The organism is Streptomyces sp. NPDC058335, assembly GCF_042723915.1.
Taxonomy (GTDB): domain Bacteria; phylum Actinomycetota; class Actinomycetes; order Streptomycetales; family Streptomycetaceae; genus Streptomyces.
In genome coordinates this window covers 371,675-389,452 of record NZ_JBHXHX010000009.1, presented here as the reverse complement: position 1 = coordinate 389,452, position 17,778 = coordinate 371,675, and the positions used below count along the sequence as shown (strand labels likewise).

The 17,778-nt window shown below is 72.2% G+C and carries 16 protein-coding genes; all 16 read right to left on the bottom strand.

The window, feature by feature from the left end; genetic code table 11:
* The coding region (locus ACFWJX_RS20695; RefSeq protein WP_308427085.1) for a biotin carboxylase N-terminal domain-containing protein at positions 1 to 92 on the bottom strand (92 nt) is incomplete at its 3' end.
* A 95-nt stretch (positions 93 to 187) separates the two neighbouring features.
* Positions 188 to 460 (bottom strand): acyl-CoA carboxylase epsilon subunit, encoded by a 273-nt coding sequence (locus ACFWJX_RS20690; RefSeq protein ID WP_383245008.1) that lies wholly within the window; start codon positions 458 to 460, stop codon positions 188 to 190.
* An 11-nt stretch (positions 461 to 471) separates the two neighbouring features.
* Entirely contained in the window at positions 472 to 2,037 is a 1,566-nt protein-coding gene (locus tag ACFWJX_RS20685; RefSeq protein ID WP_383245005.1) for an acyl-CoA carboxylase subunit beta, read from the bottom strand.
* A gap of 90 nt (positions 2,038 to 2,127) precedes the next feature.
* Positions 2,128 to 3,105 (bottom strand): ACP S-malonyltransferase, encoded by a 978-nt coding sequence (fabD, locus tag ACFWJX_RS20680; protein ID WP_383245003.1) that lies wholly within the window; start codon positions 3,103 to 3,105, stop codon positions 2,128 to 2,130.
* A complete protein-coding gene (locus ACFWJX_RS20675) occupies positions 3,102 to 4,007 on the bottom strand; it encodes a 4'-phosphopantetheinyl transferase family protein (protein ID WP_383245000.1) in 906 nt (301 codons plus the stop codon). Before ACFWJX_RS20675 ends, fabD begins: the two co-directional genes overlap by 4 nt.
* A gap of 23 nt (positions 4,008 to 4,030) precedes the next feature.
* Positions 4,031 to 5,497: an MFS transporter gene (locus ACFWJX_RS20670; protein WP_383244998.1), complete on the bottom strand. Its 1,467-nt coding sequence runs from the start codon at positions 5,495 to 5,497 to the stop codon at positions 4,031 to 4,033.
* 80 nt (positions 5,498 to 5,577) lie between these two features.
* The gene (locus ACFWJX_RS20665) at positions 5,578 to 7,950 is read right to left on the bottom strand and encodes an SDR family oxidoreductase (protein ID WP_383244995.1); all 2,373 of its coding nucleotides are present in this window, start codon (positions 7,948 to 7,950) and stop codon (positions 5,578 to 5,580) included.
* Between the two features lie 2 nt (positions 7,951 to 7,952).
* Complete coding sequence (locus ACFWJX_RS20660) at positions 7,953 to 8,894, bottom strand: aromatase/cyclase (RefSeq protein ID WP_383244994.1); 942 nt, start codon at positions 8,892 to 8,894, stop codon at positions 7,953 to 7,955.
* 50 nt (positions 8,895 to 8,944) lie between these two features.
* Entirely contained in the window at positions 8,945 to 9,730 is a 786-nt protein-coding gene (fabG, locus tag ACFWJX_RS20655) for a 3-oxoacyl-ACP reductase FabG (RefSeq protein ID WP_383244991.1), read from the bottom strand.
* Between the two features lie 142 nt (positions 9,731 to 9,872).
* A complete protein-coding gene (locus ACFWJX_RS20650; RefSeq protein WP_383244988.1) occupies positions 9,873 to 10,145 on the bottom strand; it encodes an acyl carrier protein in 273 nt (90 codons plus the stop codon).
* A gap of 78 nt (positions 10,146 to 10,223) precedes the next feature.
* Positions 10,224 to 11,438: a ketosynthase chain-length factor gene (locus ACFWJX_RS20645; RefSeq protein ID WP_383244985.1), complete on the bottom strand. Its 1,215-nt coding sequence runs from the start codon at positions 11,436 to 11,438 to the stop codon at positions 10,224 to 10,226.
* A complete protein-coding gene (locus ACFWJX_RS20640) occupies positions 11,435 to 12,706 on the bottom strand; it encodes a beta-ketoacyl-[acyl-carrier-protein] synthase family protein (protein ID WP_383244982.1) in 1,272 nt (423 codons plus the stop codon). The genes ACFWJX_RS20645 and ACFWJX_RS20640 overlap by 4 nt, the downstream gene beginning before the upstream one ends.
* Positions 12,703 to 13,032 carry a TcmI family type II polyketide cyclase gene (locus ACFWJX_RS20635; RefSeq protein ID WP_383244980.1) on the bottom strand — a complete coding sequence of 110 codons (330 nt, stop codon included), beginning with the start codon at positions 13,030 to 13,032 and terminating at the stop codon, positions 12,703 to 12,705. The genes ACFWJX_RS20640 and ACFWJX_RS20635 overlap by 4 nt, the downstream gene beginning before the upstream one ends.
* Before the next feature lie 75 nt (positions 13,033 to 13,107).
* Positions 13,108 to 14,598: an FAD-dependent monooxygenase gene (locus tag ACFWJX_RS20630; RefSeq protein ID WP_383244977.1), complete on the bottom strand. Its 1,491-nt coding sequence runs from the start codon at positions 14,596 to 14,598 to the stop codon at positions 13,108 to 13,110.
* A gap of 358 nt (positions 14,599 to 14,956) precedes the next feature.
* Positions 14,957 to 15,661, bottom strand: a complete 705-nt coding sequence (locus ACFWJX_RS20625; protein ID WP_383244975.1) for an O-methyltransferase — start codon at positions 15,659 to 15,661, stop codon at positions 14,957 to 14,959.
* Positions 15,658 to 17,745, bottom strand: a complete 2,088-nt coding sequence (locus tag ACFWJX_RS20620; protein ID WP_383244972.1) for a hypothetical protein — start codon at positions 17,743 to 17,745, stop codon at positions 15,658 to 15,660. The genes ACFWJX_RS20625 and ACFWJX_RS20620 overlap by 4 nt, the downstream gene beginning before the upstream one ends.
* Between the last annotated feature and the right edge of the window lie 33 nt (positions 17,746 to 17,778).

The following is a 17,778-nucleotide window of genomic DNA, read 5'->3' as shown; positions in this document are numbered from 1 at the left end:
TACACGGCGACGCTTGCGATACCGGCATCCCGGCAGGCACGGGCCACGCGGACTGCGATTTCGCCACGGTTGGCGATGAGCACCTTGCGCACGATGGTCCATCCCCTTTGCTGGCTTGCAGGTCGGTCGAAGGAAGACAGGTCGAGGGCAGGGCGGGCGCGGCCCGAACCCCCGTGCAGCAGGGCGGTCAGCCCTGCCAGGGCCGGCGGGCGGCGTCCTGTACGGGAGCCGACCGCCAGCTCAGCGGGGTGCCCGCCGCGTGGCGGGTGCCCGCCCTGCGCCAGCGCGGAGCCGGCGCCCGGCTCTCCTCGGCGCCGGCGTCGGCGCCGTACGCGACGCGGTGGAGCAGTACCGCGGTGAGAGCCGCCAGTTCGGCGGGGCCGGCGGAGCCCTTCTCCACGCGGATCAGCGGTTCGGAGGACGTGGAGGGGGAGAAGGGGGAGAAGGGGGCGGTGGTCATGGGAAGACTCCTCACTGCGGCGGGTTTCCGTGCTTGCGGGAGGGCAGTTCGGCGTGCTTGGCCCGGAGCATCGCCAACGAGCTGATCAGCACCGCACGCGTCTGGCGCGGGTCGATGACGTCGTCGACCAGACCGCGTTCGGCGGCGTAGTAGGGGTGCATCAGCTCCGACTGGTACTCGTCGATCTTCTGCCGGCGGACCAGGTCCGGGTCGTCGGAGGCGTTGATCTCCCGGCGGAAGATGACGTTGGCGGCACCCTCCGCGCCCATGACCGCGATCTCGTTGGTGGGCCAGGCGAACGCCAGATCCGCGCCGATGGAACGCGAGTCCATGACGATGTAGGCGCCGCCGTACGCCTTGCGCATGATCAGGGAGATGCGGGGCACCGTGGCGTTGCAGTAGGCGTAGAGCAGTTTGGCGCCGCGCCGGATGATGCCGTTGTGCTCCTGGTCGACGCCGGGCAGGAAGCCGGGGACGTCGACCAGGGTGACCAGAGGAATGTTGAAGGCGTCGCACAACTGGACGAACCTGGCGGCCTTCTCCGACGACTCGATGTCGAGCACGCCGGCCATGGCGGCGGGCTGGTTGGCCACGATGCCCACGACGTGCCCGTCCAGCCGGGCGAACGCCACGACGATGTTGGGCGCCCAGCCGGCGTGCACCTCGAAGGACTCGCCGTCGTCGACGATCTCCTCGATGACGGCCCGGACGTCGTACGAACGGCTGGCGTCGGCCGGCACCAGGTCCAGCAAGGCGTCCGTGGTCCGGTCCGCCGGGTCGTCGGTCGCGACGACGGGAGAGGTCTCGCGGTTGTTGGAGGGCAGCAGCCCGAGCAGGAACCGCACGTCCTCCAGACAGCCCTCCTCGTCGTCGTAGGCGAAGTGCGCGACGCCGCTCGTGCCGGCGTGCACGTCGGCGCCGCCGAGGCCGTTCTGGGTGATCTCCTCACCGGTGACGGCCTTGACCACGTCCGGTCCGGTGATGAACATCTGCGAGGTCTCGCGGACCATGAACACGAAGTCGGTGAGTGCAGGGGAGTAGGCCGCGCCGCCCGCGCACGGGCCGAGCATCACGCTGATCTGCGGGATGACGCCGGAGGCGCGGGTGTTGCGCTGGAAGATGCCGCCGTAGCCGGCCAGCGCGGTGACGCCCTCCTGGATGCGGGCACCGGCGCCGTCGTTGAGGCTCACGACGGGTGCGCCGGCGGCCTCCGCCATGTCCAGGATCTTGTGGATCTTCTGGGCGTGCGCCTCGCCGAGCGCGCCGCCGAAGATCCTGAAGTCGTGCGCGTAGACGAACACGGTCCGGCCGTCGACGGTTCCCCAGCCGGTGACCACACCGTCCGTGTAGGGCTTCCTCGCCTCAAGGCCGAAGCTGGTCGCGCGATGCCGGCGCAGCGGCTCGACCTCGTTGAACGAGCCCTTGTCCAGCAGCAGTTCGACACGTTCCCGAGCGGTCAGCTTGCCCTTGGCGTGCTGCCGTTCGGTGGCCGCGGGGTCCGGTCCCGCCAGGACCGACTCCTTGACGGCTTCCAGTTCGTCCAGGCGTTCCTGGATCGCGTTCCCGGTGGCGGGCATGGTTTTCCCCTCCTTGACGAGGTGTGACGTGACGTGACGTGACGAGGTGTGGAGTTGCGTGCTGCAGGTCGGCCGGCGTGGGCGTGGCGGTCAGACCGTGGTGACGGAACCGACGGGTCCTTCGGCCTCGGCGAGGAGTTCCAGGGCCAGCGCGACGTGGTCCCCGTCGTGCGTGGTGTGGGCGGGCACGTCCGGCGCGATCCGGCGGCACAGACCGGACAGGACCTTGCCGGGGCCGACTTCGACAATGCGGTCCGTCCCTTCGCCGGCCAGCCGCGTCACCGACTCGGTCCACCGCACCCGTCCCGTCAGCTGGCGCCGCAGGGTGTCGACGACCTCCGCCGCGCTGGTCACCGGTGCGGCCGTCACCGCGGAGATCACCGGGACCGACGGGTCACGGAACTCCGTGCGCAGCAGGGCCTCGGTGAACTCCTCCTCCACCGGGACCATCAGGCTGCTGTGGAAGGGCGCGCCGACCTTCAGCGCGAGGGCGCGGGTGGCGCCCGCCGCGCGTGCCGCGGTGATCAGCTCGTCCACCGCCTCGGCCTGTCCCGACACGACCGTCTGGGCGAACTCGTTGTCGTTGGCGACCTCGACGATCTGGCCGCTCAGCTCCCGGACGGCGGCGCACAGGCCCTCCACGGTCCGCAGGTCCAGCCCCATGACCGCGGCCATCCGGCCGGGCACCCGCTCGTTGACGGCGGCCATCAGCCGGCCGCGCAGCCGGACCAGCCGCAGGGCGTCGCGCCAGTCCAGGACGTCGGCGGCGACCAGCGCCGCGTACTCGCCCAGGCTGTGGCCCGCGACCAGGGCCGGGCGGATCCCGTTGCGCAGCAGTACGTCGAGGGTGGCGACGCTGGTCAGGAGAATGGCGGGCTGGGTGACGGCCGTGTCGGCGAGCGTGTCGGCCGGGCCCTCCCAGGACAGCTCGGTGAGCGGGAGACCGAGCAGCTCGTCGGCGGGCCGGTAGTAGGCGTCGAGCAGATGGGGCCATCGGGTGACGAGTTCCCGGCCCATGCCGACGCGCTGCGAACCCTGCCCCGGGAAGACGAAGGCGGTGGTGGTCATGTGTGTGTCTCCTTCACGCGAGTGGCCGTCGTCAGGTGCGCCGTCGCGGCCGTCTCCGTCGTCCGCAACGTCTTCTCCGCCATCTCCGCCATCTCCGCCAGGACGGGGGCGGCGTCGGCCTCGTACAGCCACCGGGCCGGCAGCGGGTGGACCGGGCACCGGTCGGCGGGTGTGCCCCGGACGGCGACGGCGGCCGAGTGCGCCGGACCGCAGCGCAGGTCGAGGACCGTCCAGCCCGGCGGCCGGAGCCTGCGGCCCTGGCCCGGCGTGCCCAGGTAGTCGGCGCGCGGGGGGCGTTCGAGGCCCGTTCCGATGCCCTTGAGGTAGGCCTCCTTGCGGGCCCACAACTGCCCGAAGGCGGCGCCGAGCCGGTCGGGCGGCAGGTCCTCCAGTTCGGCGCGCTCGCCCGGGTGGAGCCGGTGCACGCAGACCTGCGCGGTCCGCGCCGGGGGTGTCCGCTGGATGTCCACGCCGACCGGCGCCGCGGCCACCGCCACCAGGGCCCTTCCGCCGCTGTGGGACAGCGAGAAGTGCACGGCGGGTTCGCCGCCGCGGGCCCCGGGGCCGGGCCGCAGCACGGGCCTGCCGTGCGGTCCGCCGCATCCCCGGCAGGGCTCACGGTCGTACGCCACCTCCTGCGGCGTCAGCCCGAGGGTGGCCGCGAGCAGTCGGCGAAGGGCGATGTGGGCGGCGATCCAGAGCAGGGCGTCCCGGGGCCGCAGGAACGACGCGGCACGGGCGCGCTCCCCGGCGTCGAGTTCGTCCACGGCGAGCCGGAGTCCCGTGGCGTGCGGCGTCGGCAGCCGCACCAGCCAGAGGCCGACGGCGACACGGCCGTCCGGGCCGGCCTGCGCGGGCCGCCGGGGGGACCGGGCGCCGTACGACGCGGAACGTGGTGACATCGGCGGGTCCTCCCCTCGGTCCGTCATGACGCGCCCGGTCCGGAGGCACGCCGCGGCAGGACGCCGGTGACCGAGACGGCCAGGCCCGCCACGCCGACGGCGGTGATGAGCAGGAGCGCCGGGTGGTAGCCGGCGAGAACGGCCGCGGAGGACGCGCCCCGGCCCGGCCGGTGAGCCGACATCAGGGCGGCCACCAGGGCCAGCGTCAGCGCGGCGCCGAACTGGACGGCAGTCTGGTACACGCCGCTCGTGAGGCCGGGTTCCCCCTTCGGAGCCGCGCTCAGGGCCTGCATGTGCAGCGCGGCGAAGCACAGGACGAAGGCCAGGCCCAGGAGCAGCAGCGTGGGCAGTACGTCGGTGGCGTACCGCGTCGGCACCGACGTGCGCAGGTACAGGGCATAGCCGAGCGGTGGGGCCAGACAGCCCATGGCGATCAGCCGGTTCGCCCCGAACCGCTGCACCAGCCGCCCGGAGTACGCGGCGGAGATCGTCAACGGGAGAGCGGCCGGGAGCAGTGCCAGTCCCGTCATGGCCGGTGACCACCCCAGCAGCGTCTGGAGATGGAAGGTGACGACGAACAGCAGCCCCAGATACGACCCGTTCAGCGCCGCGGCACCGAACGCGGAACGTCTCAGGGCGGGTTGGGTGAGCACCCGCAGGGGCAGCAGCGGATGCGCGGCCCGCCGCTCCCTGACCACGACCAGGGCACCCAGCGCGACGGCGAGGGCGAACCCGATCAGCGTCCCGGGCGCGCCCCAGCCGTGTCCGGGTACGTTCCCGATCCCGTACACCAGCGCCAGCAGGGCGGCGGGCAGGCCCAGCGCGGTCGGCAGCTCGTACGGACGGCCGCCGTCCGCCCGGCCCTTGCCGCGCTGCTCCGGTACGAGACGCAGCCCGACCAGGAGCAGTACGGCGGCGACGGGCGCGGGGAAGGCGAAGGTCCAGCGCCAGCTGACCTCGGTCAGCAGCCCCGAGAGCACCAGTCCCAGGGAGAAGCCGCTCGCTCCGAAGAGGCTGTACACCGAGACGGCGCGGTCGCGGGCGGGGCCCTTTGGAAACGTACTGGTGATGATCGCCAGTCCGGTGGGCGCCGTGAGCGCCGCGCACACCCCCTTGACCACACGCGTGGCGATCAGGAACCACGCGGCGCCGGCCAGCGCCCCGGCCAGCGAGGCGACGGCGAAGACCGTGACGGCCGCCAGGTACACCCGACGCCGTCCCAGCCGTTCCACGAGCCGGGTGCCGAACAGGATGACGGCCCCGAAGCCCACGGCGAAACCGCTCATGACCCAGTGGAGTGAGGCCGGGTCGGCCCCCAGGTCCTCGCCGATCGACGGGAGGGCGACCACGGCCACCGACACCTCCAGGGCGTCGATGAGCATGTTGCCGGCCAGCACGAGCAGCAGGCCCCACTGGCGCGGGGTCCATCGTCCGGCCCCGCCGCCCGCGCCGGGCTGTCCGGCGACCGGTGTCGCTGTCGTCGGTCTCATGGTCCGGCCCCCGTCTCGTCTCGTCACGTTCCTGTCCGCCTGTCCGCCCGCTCGTTCGGTCTCGCCCGCCCGTCCGCCGCTCAGCCGACGAGAGTGCCGCCGCTGGCGTCGACGAAGGCACCGGTGATCCAGCGGGCGTCGTCGGACGCGAGCAGCGCGACGATGTCGCCGACGTCGCGGGGCTCGCCCACCCGGTTGAAGACCGACAACTGGGCCATCTGCTCGACGGCCTCGGGGATGTCGAAGACCGGGTTGCTGTTGCGGGTGATGCCCGGCGCGACGCTGTTGACCGTGATGCCGCGCGGTCCGAGGTGCTTGGCGAAGTGCAGCGCGAGCATCTCGACCGCGCCCTTGCTCATGGCGTAGGCGATCTCCTGGGGGTTGGCGACCTTGGTGAGGCCCGTGGAGATGTTGATGATGCGACCGCCGTCGGGCATGATCGCCAGCGCGCGCTGGATGATGAAGAACGGCGCCTTGGCGTTGACCGCGACGACCCGGTCGAACAGCTCGGGGGTGGTGTCCTCCGGGGACACGCCCCCCATCACACCGGCGTTGTTGACCAGGATGTTCAGGTCGGTGGCGCCGGTGCGCTCCTTGAGCCCCTGCTCGACGCCGAGGAACAGCTCGTGGACGTCTCCCGGGACGCCGAGTTCGGCCTGGACGGCGAAGGCCCGGCCGCCCTCCTTCTCGATCGTGCGGACGACGTCGTCGGCCGCCTCCTGGTTGCTGGTGTAGTGGACGGCGACGAGTGCTCCTTCGCCGGCGAGGCGCAGGGCCGTCGCCCGGCCGATTCCTCGGCTCGATCCCGTGACCAGTGCGGTCTTCCCGGTCAGCGTTCCCATCGTGGTCCTCCTGTGGTTGCCGTCGTCGGCTGTTGTGGCGGGTGCCTTGGTCGGTGTGCCGGTCGCGGTGGTGGGCCGGCCGGGCGAGGTGGCGGGGGTGGCGGCCGGGGCGCCGGGCGGTGTGCCGAACCAGCGGTGCAGCGCCGCGGTGAGTTCCGCGGTGCCGGACGTCGCCGCCCAGGCGACGTAGCCGTCCGGCCGCAGCAGGAACGCGGCGGTGTCCGTGATACCGGCGAGGTCCTCGCCGCCCCGCGGCCGGGCCGGGGCGAGGGACACCCGCCCGGCCCAGGGCCGCAGTGCGGCGGACCACTCGGCCCGGCGACCGGCGTCGCCGGAGAGGTCGAGCAGGACGCCACGACCCGTCCGCAGCAACGCGGCCACCGTGCCGCCGCCCTCCGGCGTGGTCAGGGACAGCGGGGGGAAGCGCCGGCCGAGCAGCCGATGGCCGCCGTCCCCGCCGCCGGTCGCGCTGTCGTAGGCGATGTCCAGGCCCGCGATCATCGAGGCGAGGTGGGACCGGGCGGGCGGCAGGGAGACCAGCTCCCCGAACACCTCGCGGACGGCCTCCACCTCCGCGCCGCCCAACAGCAGCCGCGCCTGGGCCTTGATGTTGCTCAGGACGCGGCGGCCGACCGGGTGGCGTTCGCCGTGGTATGAGTCCAGCAGGTCCTCGCCGGCCCGTCCGGTCACCCGCGCGGCCAGCTTCCAGCCGAGGTTGACCGCGTCCTGGAGGGCCAGGTTGAGGGCCTGCCCGCCGATCGGCATCTGCCGGTGGGCGGCGTCCCCGGCCAGCAGGACGCGTTCCCTGCGGTACTCGGTCACCTGACGGGAGGCGTCGCCGAAGGAGTTGACCCACAGCGGGGTGCCGTGGCCGATGTCCTCGCCGGTGACCCGGCGCCAGACGGCGGCGATCTCGCCGAAGTCCGGTTCCGCGGTGCGGGGCCGGGCCGGGCTGCCGAACTCGTGCACCATGACCCGGGTGACGCCGTCGGGCCGGCGGGCCGCGATCGCCAGCCCCCGCGGCAGCCGCTGGAAACGCCGGCCCGGGATGTCGATGCCCGCCACGTCGGCCCGCAGCAGCTCCCGTTCGGCGTCCGCGCCGGCGAAGTCGAACCCCGCCAGCCGCCGTACGGCACTCTGCTCCCCGTCGCACCCCACGACGTACTCGGCGCGGACGCGCAGCGGCCCGTCGGGGCCGAGCACCTCGGCCACGACCCGGTCGGCGGCGGTCGTCAGCCCGCGCAGCTCGTGGCCGCGCAGCACTCTCGCGCCCAGGCCGGTGCCCCACTCCCGCAGGACCCGTTCGACCTCCGCCTGGAGGATCTTCCACTGCCCCGGGTGGGTGCCGGGCAGCGTCAGGTCGAGCGGGATGCCGCCGAAGTGGCCCATCGGCTCGTTCGGCGGGGTGCCGAACTGCTCCAGCAGGCCGCGGGCGTCGAACGTCTCCATGGTCCTGGCGTGCAGGGTCGAGGCCCGTGACTCGGTGGTCGGCGTCTCCAGCCGCTCCACCACGAGCACCTCGGCGCCGCCCAGCCGCAGTTCCCCGGCGAGCATGAGCCCCGCCGGGCCCGCTCCGACCACCAGGACCTGGGTGCGCAGGGTGGCGGACATGCTCAGCGCGCCTCGGCGTGGGCCTTGGCGTGGCCCAGGGTGGCCCGGCTGTTGGTGCTCAGCGCGGTGCGGACGTACTCCCGGGCCTCGGCGACCCCGGCCCGCGGGCCGAGGATCCTGGCGATGTTCCCGGTGTTGAGGACCACGGTGTGCTGGGAGGAGGCCGTCGTGCCGTCCGCGTCCTGCGTGAAGGTCCAGTAGCCGGTGTGCAGGGTCATCAGCGCCGGCAGGGTCACCTGCTTGTAGGCGATCTTCCGGCCCTCGAAGCACACCCGGTAGGACTTGGTCAGGTGCGTGGACCCGTCCTTGGCGCGGGTCTCCATCTCCAGCGTCTGCAGACCCGGCACCTCCTCGTCGAGACGGACCGAGGCGACGTGGGGCAGGCGCTCCTGCCACAGGTGCGCCTCGTTGATGAAGTCGTACGCGTCCTTGGCCGAGCCGTCGATACGGACGCTGTCCTCGAAGGAGAACGTCACCTCCTCGGCGGCGTGGGCGAGTTCGACGTTGGTCTTCAGCGCCGACAGTTCGGACCGCGAGTTGCGGTCGACCGCCTCGTCGATCCACCTCAGGCCGTCCGGGTCGTCGTCGACGGCACGGTAGTCGTGCAGCAGGCGGATCCGGGACGTGCCGGCGTCCTGCGGTTCGATGATCCAGGTGCCGCCCATGGCGGCCACCGGGGGTGTGGAGACCTCCTGGCGGAACTCGATCCGCAGGCCGGCCGGGTCCAGGACACGGCGGGAGGTCCAGTTCTTCGCCTCGCCGTTGGCCGTGGCCCAGATGCGGATGCGCTCGGTGTCGCCCTCGCGCTCCAGGTGGTCCACGTAGATGGTCGGCGGGAAGACGCGGGGCCAGTTCTCGACCTCGGCGATCAGACGGTAGACGGCAGCGGCCGGAGCCGAGACCGTGATCTCGTGCTCCACCTCGCGCAGGCCGGGCTGCGACATGCTCAGGCTCCTTGGAATGAGTGCGTGGTCGGCGAACAGGGCGGAGGGGCTCAGAAGTTGCCCAGGCCGCCACAGACGTTGAGTGCCTGGGAAGTGATCGAGGCGGCCGGGTCGGAGGCCAGGTAGCCGACCAGGCCGGCGACCTCCTCCGGCGTGGAGTAGCGGCCCAGCGGGATCTTGGCCTGGAACTTCTCGAGGATCGCCTCCTCCGTGGCGTCGTACGCGGCGGCGTAACCCGCCCGCACCCGCTGCGCCATCGGCGTCTCGACGTATCCGGGGCAGACCGCGTTGACGGTGATCCCGGTGGGGGCCAGCTCGTTGCCGAGCGCCTTGGTGAAGCCGACCACGCCGTGCTTCGACGCGGAGTAGGGGGCGCCCAGGACGACACCCTGCTTGCCCGCCGTGGAGGCGATGTTGATGATGCGTCCCCAGTCCCTGTGGCGCAGGCCGCCCGTGTTGAGGACCGCGCTGGTGAGGCGGAAGACGCTGTTGAGGTTGGTGTCGACGACGTCGTCCCACAGCTCCTCGGCTATGTCGGCCGTGACACCGCCACCGCTGCGGCCGGCGTTGTTCACCAGGATGTCGACGGTGCCGAAGCGGTCGACGGCGGCCTGGACGAAGGCGCGCGCCGAGTCGGTGGAGCGCACGTCGAGGGTGGTGCCGTCGGCTTCGATGCCCTCGCTCTGGAGCTGCTTCACCGTCTCCGCCACGTTCTCGGCGTTGCGTGCGCCGATGAACACCTTGTGCCGCGCGCCGCCCAGGACGCGGGCGACGGCGAGGCCGATCCCGCTCGTGGCGCCGGTGATCAGGGCGACCCGGCCGTTCTGCTCTGTCATGTACGTCTCCTTGTTGCGGGGAGGGGCGAGGAGGAAGGGGCGGGCCCGTGGACGGTAGGGCCGGGTGAGCGGGCCGGGCCGGAGGGGGATTCCGTCCCGGCCCGCTGGTCGGCCTGGTCGGGGGACCAGACCGAGTCGGGGGTCAGGCCGCGGCGGTGTCCACCGAGAGCAGCTCGTTGACGGCTGCGACGAGGGCCCGCGGCGTGATGATGTCGGAGAGGTTGACGTCGTCGAGGCTGACGCCGAACTCGCGCTCGATACGGCCGCCGGTCTCCAGGAGCGCGAGGGACTCGTAGCCCAGCTCCTCGAACCCGGTGTCGGCGATGTCGGCGTACAGGTCGACGCCTTCTTCCGCGCCCGCGCTCTCCAGCAGAATGCGGCGCAGGTCGTCCAGGGTGAACGTCCGGTCGGACATGTCGACTTCCTCCAGTGCTGACAGTGCTGAGGGTGGTGTGTGCTGTTCCGTGGCTCGGATGCCGGCCGGGGCGAGGAGTCAGCCCGCGGCGCGCACGACGACCGCGGAGTTGAAGCCGCCGTAGCCGCGCGCGATCACCAGCGCGGCCCGCACGGAGGCCGTACGCGGCGCTCCGGTGACCAGGTCGAGGTCGTACTGCGGGGCGAGTTCCACGTGCGTGGTGGGCGGGATGACACCGTCCTGGATCGCCAGCAGAGCGGCCGCCACGTCGAGGGGCGCGGCGCCCGAGTAGAGCCGTCCGGTCATCGTCTTGGGCGCCGTCACGGGCACGGCGCGCGCACCGAAGACCTCCTTGACGGCGTCGGCCTCGACGCGGTCGAGGCCGGGCACGGCCGCCGCGTCGGCGAAGACCACGTCGATGTCACCGGGGGCCAGACCGGCGTCGTCGAGGGCGGTGCGGACCGCCTGGCGCAGGCCGGGCTCCCGGCCGCTGCCGGGCTTCGGGTCGAAGGTCGCGCCGTAGCCGGCGATCTCGCCGTAGATCCGGGCGCCGCGGGCGCGGGCCGTCGCGAGGTCCTCCATGATGAGGATCGCGCCGCCCTCGCCCGGGACGTGCCCGGCGGCACGCGGGTCGAAGGGCAGGTACGCCCGCTCCGGGTCGTCCTCCCGGCTCAGCCGTTCGCCGGCGAGCTGGGCGACCCAGCCCCAGGGGCAGATCGAGGCGTCGATCGCGCCCGAGACGATGAGACGGGTGCCCTTGCGGATCTGCCGCCGCGCCTGGGCGAGGGCGTCGAGGCCGCCCGCCTGGTCGCTGACCACGACCCCGCTGGGGCCCTTCATGCCGTTGCGGATGGAGATCTGGCCGGTGTTGACGGCGTAGAACCAGGCGAACGATTGGTAGGCGCTGACGTACTGGCCGCCCTTGCTCCAGAGCTTCCGGAGTTCGTTCTGCCCGAACTCGAAGCCGCCGGAGGAACTGGCCGTGACCACGCCCATGTCGTAGGCGTTCAGCTCCTGCGGTGTGACCTCCGCGTCCTCCAGCGCCCAGTCGGTGGCGACCAGCGCCAGCCGGGTCATCCGGTCCGTCTGCGGCAGGAGCCGGCCGGGCAGATGGTCCTCGGCGAGGAAGCCGGGCACCTCACCGGCCAGCCGGGCCGGGTACTGGTCCGGGACGAAGCGCGTGACGGGCCCGATGCCGCTCTCGCCGCGGAGCGTGGCCGCCCAGAAGTCCTTGGTGCCGAGGCCGTTGGGAGCGGCGACGCCCAGGCCCGTGACAACAACCGGGGTCGTCATGCGATGCTCCTGTCGGGTCGTGCCAGCACCATGGCGCTCTGGAAGCCGCCGAAGCCGCTGCCGACGGTCAGGACCGTGTCCGTGTGCCACTCCCGTGCCGTGATCGGCACGTAGTCGAGGTCGCACTCGGGGTCGGGGGTGTGCAGATTCGCGGTAGGCGGCACGACGTGGTTCTCCATGGCCAGCGCGGAGGCCGCGATCTCGATGGAGCCGATCGCACCGAGCGAGTGGCCCACCATCGACTTGATCGAGCTGACCGGCGTCCGGTAGGCGTGGTCGCCGAGGCTCCGCTTGAACGCGGCGGTCTCGTGGCGGTCGTTCTGCTTGGTGCCGGAGCCGTGCGCGTTGATGTAGTCGATCGATTCCGGGTTCACCCGCGCCTCGTCGAGGGCGACCCCGATGGCCTCGGCCATCTCGGCGCCGTCGGGGCGGAGCCCCGTCATGTGGAAGGCGTTGCAGCGGGAGGCGTAGCCGGCGATCTCCGCGTAGATGTGCGCACCGCGGCGCTTGGCGCTCTCCAGCTCCTCCAGGACGAACACCGCCGCACCCTCGCCCAGGACGAAGCCGTTGCGGGTCCCGTCGAAGGGGCGCGAGGCGTGCTCGGGGTCGTCGTTCCGTGAGGTCGTCGCCTTGATGGCGTCGAAGCAGGCGACGGTGATCGGCGAGATCGGGGCGTCCGAACTGCCCGCGATCATGACGTCCGCGGTGCCCTCCCGGATGATGTCCACGGCGTGGCCCACCGAGTCGAGGCCGGAGGTGCAGCCGGTGGAGACGACCGTCGAAGGGCCCTCGGCACCCACCGCCCAGGCCACCTCGGCCGCGAAGGAGCTGGGCACGAAGTGGTTGTAGAGGTGTGGCACCGCGTAGCGGTGGTCGACCAGGTCGAGCCGCCCGCCGTCGCTGACGACCCGGTACTCCTGGTCCAGGCCCGTGGTGGCGCCGACCGCGCTGCCGATCGTCACCCCGGTGCGGTAGGGGTCGAGTTCGGCCAGGGCGATGCCGCTGTCGGCGACGGCCTCACGGGTCGCCACGACGGCGAGCTGCGCGGCCCGGTCCATACGGCGGATCTCCTGCGGGCCCAGCCCGTGTTCCTCGGGGTCGAAGTCGATCTCCGCGGCGACCCGCGACCGGAAGGGGGAAGGGTCGAAGAACGTGATCCCCCTGGTCGACGTGCGACCCTCGCTCAGCAGATTCCAGAAGTTCTTGGCGCCGATACCGCCCGGAGCGAGGACTCCGATTCCGGTGATGGCGACACGACGGCCGGTCACGAGGAAGCTTCCCAGTGGTAGAACGGCTTTGCTATGGCATCGGCGGGTGACCGCCAGGTGGCGGGGTCGTAGGCCTGAATGTACGGCTTGAGGTCCTCGCTTATCTTCACGAAGCGGGGATCCGTTTTCGCTTCCTCGATGATTTCTCCACCGTTGTCGGTCTCGAATTCCTGGAGATGAAAATAGAGGCCCTTGTAGAGGAACAGCTGACGCCGCCGGGTTCCCATGATGTGCGGCATTTCCGTCCCGTCGAACTCCTGGAAGAGCCGGGCGACGTCGTAACGCGCACCGGGTTCCATCCTGGCGACGATAAGTGTGCTATGCATGCTCTTTTTCTTCTCCTTCTCGGCGAGCAGGTTCCGGGGACCCGGAACGGCCCCGGAGTGCGGGTCGGGAGGCGGTCAGCGCAGCCGGTTCGCCCGGGAGGGGCCGAACCAGCGCTCCAGCGCCATGGGAAGGTCGTGGTGGCTGCCGGGGGCGGCCCAGGCGACGTATCCGTCCGGGCGGACCAGGACGGCGGCCGTGCCCGCCAGCGGGCTCCGCGCGGACAGGCCGACCGGTGTCGCCGTCACGATGTCCACGCGGTCCGCCCACGGCAGCGCCCGCTCGCGCAGGGCGGCGGTGTCCTCCAGGTCGAGCAGCACGCCGCGGCCCGGGGTGAGCAGGTCGAAGCTGGTGGTGTGCTGCGAGGTCGAGGCGGTCGTCAGCTCCAGCCGCGGCATGCGCCGGCCGAGCAGGGGATGCGCGCCGGAACCGACGTCGTACTGGATCTCCAGGCCGCTCACCATGCCGGCCAGGTGACGGGCCACCTCCGGGTAGGCGATCAGCTCGGCGAGCACGTCGCGGACCGGCTGGACCTCACCACCGCTGAGGAAGAGCAGGCCCTGCGCCCTGGTGTTCATCAGCAGGCGCCGGCCGACCGGATGGCGCTCGTCGTGGTACGTGTCCAGCAGGGCCTCGGGCGCCCGGCCCTGGACCACCGCGGCGAGCTTCCAGCCGAGGTTCACGGCGTCCTGGATGCTGGTGTTCATGCCCTGGCCGCCGGCGGGCAGGTGGATGTGCGCCGAGTCCCCGGCCAGCAGCACCCGTCCGTCGCGGTACCGGGTCACCTGGCGCGTGGCGTCGCCGAACGCGCTGACCCAGACCGGCTCGCCGTGCGAGATGTCGACGCCGGTCAGCCGCTTCCAGGCCGCCGCGACCTCCTCGTACGCCGGGGCCTCGGTGCGTCGCTGCGGGGGTGTGCCCCGCTCACAGACGATCAGGCGGGTGATGCCGCCCGGAAGATGACCGACCATGACCATGCCGCCCGGCAGGGTCTCGCCGATCATGCGCGGCTCCAGCTCGAGGCCCCGTACGTCGGCGAGGTACATCTCCAGCGTGGCGGCCGTGCCGGGGAAGTCGAAGCCGACGGCCTTGCGGACCTTGCTGCGGCCGCCGTCGCAGCCGACCAGGTACTGCGCGCGCAGCTCGTGCACGCCGTCGGGGCCGTGGACCTCCACGAGCGTGCTGTCGCCGTCGTCCTTGACGGAGAGCACCTCGTGGCTGCGGCGGATGTCCGTGCCGAGGTCGGTGACCCACTGCTCCAGGACGGTCTCGGTGTGGGACTGCGGCACGGTCTTCGCCGCCTGGTGGGCACCGTCGAGGATGCTGAAGTCGACGGGCAGGCCACCGAAGTGCCCGAAATTGCTGACCTCGATGTCCCCGAAACGGGAGAGCAGACCGCGCTGGGCGAACACCTCCATCGTGCGCGCCGTGAAGCCCAGTCCGCGCGACTCACCCGTTCGTTCGGCCAGTCGCTCCAGAAGGACGACGTCGACTCCGGCGAGCCGCAATTCGCCGGCGAGCATCAGCCCTGCCGGGCCGGCTCCCACGACTATGACTTCGGCGTCCATGCCACTCTCCTCGGTCATCCTCGGGAAATTCCACAAAATTCCGTGTGCTGCATCCATGGGCCGACGGTGCGACCGCTCCCGCGGGAATCGATGGCCGTCGGGTAAGGCGTCCCTGGGACTGCCTTCGGAAGCCAACTGAATAGTCCTTCAAACCGACCGACCGGTTCAAGGAGATTCAGGCCCGACCTCGTCATGACTCTGCGAAGTTTCGTCAGGTTCTTGTCAGGTGACGCCGCGGAGATTGCGGAACCGTTTCCGCCGAATTGATTCCGGGCACACCGACGGCGCCGGATCGCTCCGGCGCCGGGGGAGGGGCGGGTTGGTGCGGGGGGTGATCGGGGTGGGGCGCGCGGCCGGGTCAGCCCGGCCAGCGGCTGACCTCCAGACCGCAGGCGTCCACCGGCAGGGTGGTGGTGGCCACCGCCCCGTGCTCCGTGGCGAACGCGGCGTAGTCGCGCAGGTCCCAGGCGAACACCGGGTGGCAGACGTCGTGGGCGATCACCAGCGCGCCCGGCGCCAGATGGGGGAGCCAGCGCTCGAGCAGCCGGGCGTAGCCGGACTTGCGCGAGCCCGGCACGTCGATGTCGATGAGCAGCAGGTCCCACGGGCCTCCCGCACGGTGTTCGGCCGCGTCGAAGGCATCCCCTACGACGGCCTCGGCGCCCGGCGCGAACCCCGCTCGCCGCAGGTTGTCCGCGGCGAGCGCCACCGGCTCGGCGTCGAGGTCCAGGCCCAGCGACCGCCGGCCGGGATACAGGGGCCGAGGGCCGAAGCCCGGTCCGGAGGCCCAGGCCATGAGGTTGCCCGCGAAGCAGCCCAACGTGGCCACCGCGGCGGGCCGTCGGGCCGCCGCCAGGCCGTACAGCACGCGTGCCGCGAGCGGGGTGAGCGTGGTGGTGGGCACTTGGAAGGAGGAGATCAGCCGCGCCCGGAACGCGTGGTAGTCCGTCCAGGGCACGGCGGGCGCGTCCGCATCCAGGACCCCGGCGGTACGGCAGTGCTCCAGGAAGCGCTCAGCCAGCGCGTCCGCCTGCGGCGCTGTCAGCCGGGGAAGCGCGCTCACCGCGGACCACCTCCGGCGGCGGCCGGGCTGGGTGTGGCCTGCGGGGCCGACCCCAGTACGGCGCGGGGTTCTGGCGGCTCTTGCGTCCTCCCCGCCTCCGAAGTCCCCTTCGCCGCCGCGGTGTTCGCCCCGCCGGAGGCGCCCGTGCCGCCCCTCTCCTCCGTCACTGGCCGGCTCGGGTTCTCCTGGGACCTGATGCCGGCCAGGAAGCGGTTGAGGTCCCGGTCGGGCACACCCTCGAGGTCGACCGCGGCCAGGTAGGAGGGCAGCTTGGAGGAGGGCGGTGCGATCTCCGCGCCCGCGCGGGTCAGCGCCTCGGCCAGTTCCGCACGGCCGAGGCCCCGGTCGTACGCGCCGGCCACCTCGGGGTACCAGACCCGGGCTGCCGTCAGGGTGTGCCGGTCCCAGCGGGATCCCCCCAGGGTCAGCGCCCACAGCAGCCCCGCCAGGTCCTGGGCGAACGCCGACTCGTCGCAGAGCCGGCGGGCGGTCCTGGCCGCGTCACGGTAATGCCGCGCGGCACCCGCGTGATCGCCCCGCCGCAGGTCCGTGTACCCCGCGGCGGCGAGCAGTTTCTCCAGATGGAAGGGGTCGCGCAGCGCTCCGGCGACGCGGATGGCCGCCCCGAAGGAGGCTGCGGCCTGCTCGTGGCTGCCCCTGCGCAGTTGGAGCACGGCGATCGCGTAGTGGTGCGGCACGAAGAACTCGGGCCTGCCGGTGCCGAGCATCGTCGCCGACACGGAGCGCAGGAAGTTCTCCGCCTGCTGGTGCCGGCCGGTGATCTGGAGCAGGAAGGCCAGGTTGTGGCTGAGGTTGTAGCGCAGGTAGAAGGCGCTGTCCCCGGGCATCTCGCGGACCATCCGAAAGGCCTTGAACTCGAGTTCGAAGGCTTCCTGGAACAGCAGGTCACGCTTCTCGGCGTCGTCGGTCCTCCGGGCGTCGATGGCCGCGCCGAGCGCGAGGCCGTTGAGGATCCACGCCTTCTCCACCTGCGCGTCCACGCCCGGCGTGCCGAGCGCGTCGAGGCAGGCGAGGCCCCGCAGGTAGTAGGTGCGCGCGGTTTCCGTGTCGTCCTTGCGCTTGGTGACGAGAAGCGCGGTGAGGTAGTTCAGATGGGCCCTCAGCTCCGGCTTCTCGGCCAGCTCCAGTGACCGCTCCAGCTTCGCCACGGCAGAGTCGACCCGGCCGGTCTGCGCCTCGGAGATGGCCTGGAGCCTGATCAGGTCGGCCAGGTCGTCGGCCCGGCCGCCCTCGGCGGCGACGGCTTCCAGATGGGCGGCGATCAGCAGATCGGCCCGCTCGAAGTTCTGGAGGGCGATCGCGTCGCCGATGGCGCGCAGCGGACCGGCGTGCCCGCCGGTCCGCCATGCCTCGACCACGAGGCCGGGAGACGCGCCGCCGGAGGCCTCCGCTGCCGGCGGCAGTCCCGAGGCGCACACCCGGACGGCCCGGAGCCGGGAAAGCCGTTCCAGGAACAGGGTGCCGGCGTCCCGCAGCAGCCCGCGGACGGTGATGCTCCGTCCCTGCTGGTCGGCGATCAGGACGGTCCGGTACAGGATGCGCACCGAGATGCGGTCCCAGTGGTCGAAGCCGTTCAGCACGAGGACGAGCCGGTCGCCCAGCGAGGGCAGCGCGTCGACGAGGAACCGGGCCGCACGGTCGATCCAGCCGGCGGTGGTGTGGGACTCGCGACTGATACGCCGGGTGGTGCCGAGCGACGCGGTCTCGGACACGGGCACGAAACGGCCCCTGTGCCCGGTCCCTCCAGGGTCCGGAGCCTCCTGTCGCGTGAGCAGGCCCACGACGTCGGCGTGCTGCTCCAGCACTTCGGGCCGGGTGGCGCGCACGGCAGGCAGCAGGACCGCCAACAGCTCCTGCAGTCCGCACAGATGGTCGTAGCCGATCCCGGGCGGGCCTATGTCCACGGCCGCGTCGACGGTCTGCGGGCCCAGGCACTCGGCGAGGCCGTGGTGTCGGGCGCAGAGCACCACGCCGCGCGCGGCGGGACGCCAGGCGAGGGTCGGGTCCTGAAGCCAGGCAGGACGGGATGCCACGGCATCGGCGGTCAAGGAATCAGCGGTCACGGTGCGCTCCCGGTCTCTGAGTCGGGGGTGGGA